Annotated in this window: 3 protein-coding genes and 1 pseudogene; all 4 read right to left on the bottom strand. The window is 41.0% G+C overall.

From position 1 onward, the window contains the following. Positions 1-292: 292 nt before the first annotated feature. Positions 293-1,241, bottom strand: a pseudogene (locus tag F6K15_RS16445) (IS5 family transposase). Positions 1,242-1,534: 293 nt separating this feature from the next. Then, positions 1,535-1,828: a hypothetical protein gene (locus F6K15_RS16440; RefSeq protein ID WP_293062487.1), complete on the bottom strand. Its 294-nt coding sequence runs from the start codon at positions 1,826-1,828 to the stop codon at positions 1,535-1,537. Between the two features lie 138 nt (positions 1,829-1,966). Then, the gene (locus F6K15_RS16435; protein WP_375341069.1) at positions 1,967-2,143 is read right to left on the bottom strand and encodes a hypothetical protein; all 177 of its coding nucleotides are present in this window, start codon (positions 2,141-2,143) and stop codon (positions 1,967-1,969) included. Then, positions 2,144-2,436: hypothetical protein (locus F6K15_RS16430; RefSeq protein WP_293062485.1), on the bottom strand; the 293-nt coding region annotated here is incomplete at its 5' end.

Below are 2,436 nucleotides of genomic sequence, written 5' to 3'. Positions count from 1 at the left end.
TTTTTTAATTTTTCCCTTATTATATCATACTAAATATGGGTAGTGCATCAAAAAAGTGTGGGAATGATAAGATGACTATTGTTCCTAATAGTTTAGCCAAGAGTAGTTGGTTAAGTTTTTGATTTCTGTTGTCATTGTTGACAGAGTCCGACACCTTTGAACTAGAATCTCTTCCATTTCTTCTATAACTTTCAAAATGTGGCCTTGGCAAATCAAGAGATGAAACTTTAAGAGGGTATCGGCTTTGTTGCATGAAAGTAGCGATCGCAGGAACTCCCTTATTGGAATTGATCTAGATTTGAACTTTGTAGCTTTTGGGCTTACCCGTTTGAATCATGCGGTTGAGCATGGCACATTGTATGGACCACTCTACTGCTTGATTATCGAATTTTCGTCGTCGCAACTGCCCTCCAAACATCACTTTGAGCCTAAACATTGTAGTTTATGATAGGGAACGTCGATGATAGCCACTTTCACGTTTCCATTTCTTGCGTCCTACTTTTCTTATTCTTCTGAGATTTTCATCTCTGGGATGAGGTTTAGATTTACAGTTGCCATGTTGACCTATTACTGCATTTTTCCTGGGTGGAATTGTTGCTTTTGCTCCTCGTTGCCTGGCTTTCTCATAACACTTATACTTATCATAGGCTCCATCTCCTGAGACTTGGCCTATTTCACCATCTACTCCATCTAACAGGTCAGAAAATACTTGGTCATCACTTACATCATTGGTAGTCACTAACCCATTCACTATCTCCCCTGTGGCCTCATTTACCCCTAGATGTAATTTACGCCATGTACGCCGTTTACTGACACCATGAACTCTTGTTTTCCATTCACCCTCTCCATAAACTTTCACTCCTGTAGAATCTACTACCAGATAAATGGCCTGAGATCGTTGGTATAACTGACAGTTGAACATTCAGTTTTGGCAAGCGACGGGATACAGTGCTATGGAAAGGTAGCTGGTAAATCTAAGTCCATTAATTGAAATATAGATTCCACAAAACATAAGCGTCTGTCCTCCGGCCAGACCAAACAATGATTGTATAGTCACCATAAATTCAATGGCTGTATCACTATATGTATTTGATGCTCCCCTAAGTCCAGTTTTTTGTTGGTTTACCCACTGCTCTACTACTTCATCATAAGCGCCAAAATGTGAGACTCCCTCTCTGTTTTAGGGAAGCATCATATTCAGACCAGTTGCTGAGGAGGTACTTGGACTTGGACTTACTCATATCTACCCTTAGTGTAGTTTTTTTCTGCCACGCATATTTTTTTTACCCTATTTCCTTTCTTTGTGCAACAAAGCCTTTTTAGGCTTAAAAGCCAGTTCTCTAATGCCTTTTGACCTCCTTCTGTAATAAAAACTCTTATTTTAATTCAACAATGAGTTTGAGATATTTGTCAAGAGAGTGAAAAAAATCGGGGGAGATGACAGTTGTGTTATACCTGTAGCAGCCAGCAATGTGCGATTCGTTTCTAGGAGAATAAATAGCCTAGAGTGTCGGTTTAACAAAAATCTAGAATCTTAGGGCGTGTCATCAATCAAGAAGGTTGACAAAATTGGTATTTTATGATGTATGGATATCGTCGCGATCGCTATGCTAATAAAATGACTGAGGCTACCTGTAGGAATTCCCCCCAGGAAGTTAACTGAACGTTGATCATATCTAGTCGCGATATAGCTGCCGCCACCATCCTCCGCCAACGCGAGGGTACTGTTTGAGTTTAGCAAAGAAATTTTCGATTCATAGACGTGCTTTGTACAATATCTCATTTCCTGTGACAGCTTTCTTTCCGGTTTTTCGTAAGGTGGAATCACTACTTCTATTCCTCTGTTGCTTAAAGGTTCAATTACTCGCTCCTGAGCATCATAAGCGTAATTCAGCCAAAACTGCTTGAGCTTCTACAACTGGTAAGAGAATATCTGCTCCATCTAAGTCGCATGCTTGGCCCGGAGTTAAAAAAAATGGGTAGGATTACCGAGAGCATCTACTACTCCATGTATCTTGGTACTCAACCCTCCTTTGCTACGGCCAATGTCTTCTTGTTCTGCACTACTGTCCTTCGCTCCAGCACTATGTTGATGAGCACGGACAATAGTGGCATCAATCATCGCATATTCGGACTTCTGCAATCATTTTGAAGTGTGGCCTAGCTGCTCTAGTATTTGTGCCATCCCATCATTGAAATTACCCACCAGCGCACCACCACAACGCGATGCCATTTCTGTCCCTACCTGCCCATAAAAAGACTCTAGAGAACTGGTAAGTTGGTCGAGCGCATTCCCGACATTGCTTGCTTCGTTTTTAATTCTGAATATTTGAGCCATATTAGCTGTGGCTTTAGAAGAATCGTATTTAGGTGCGGGAACAATATTAGCTACTGGCTCAGATTGAGAATAGGAAGCCCATACTTGCTGCTTGAAAT

The organism is Okeania sp. SIO2B3, assembly GCF_010672525.1.
Classification (GTDB): Bacteria; Cyanobacteriota; Cyanobacteriia; order Cyanobacteriales; family Microcoleaceae; genus Okeania.
The sequence above is the reverse complement of the archived record's forward strand: the minus strand, read 5'-3'. Positions and strand labels throughout refer to the sequence as shown.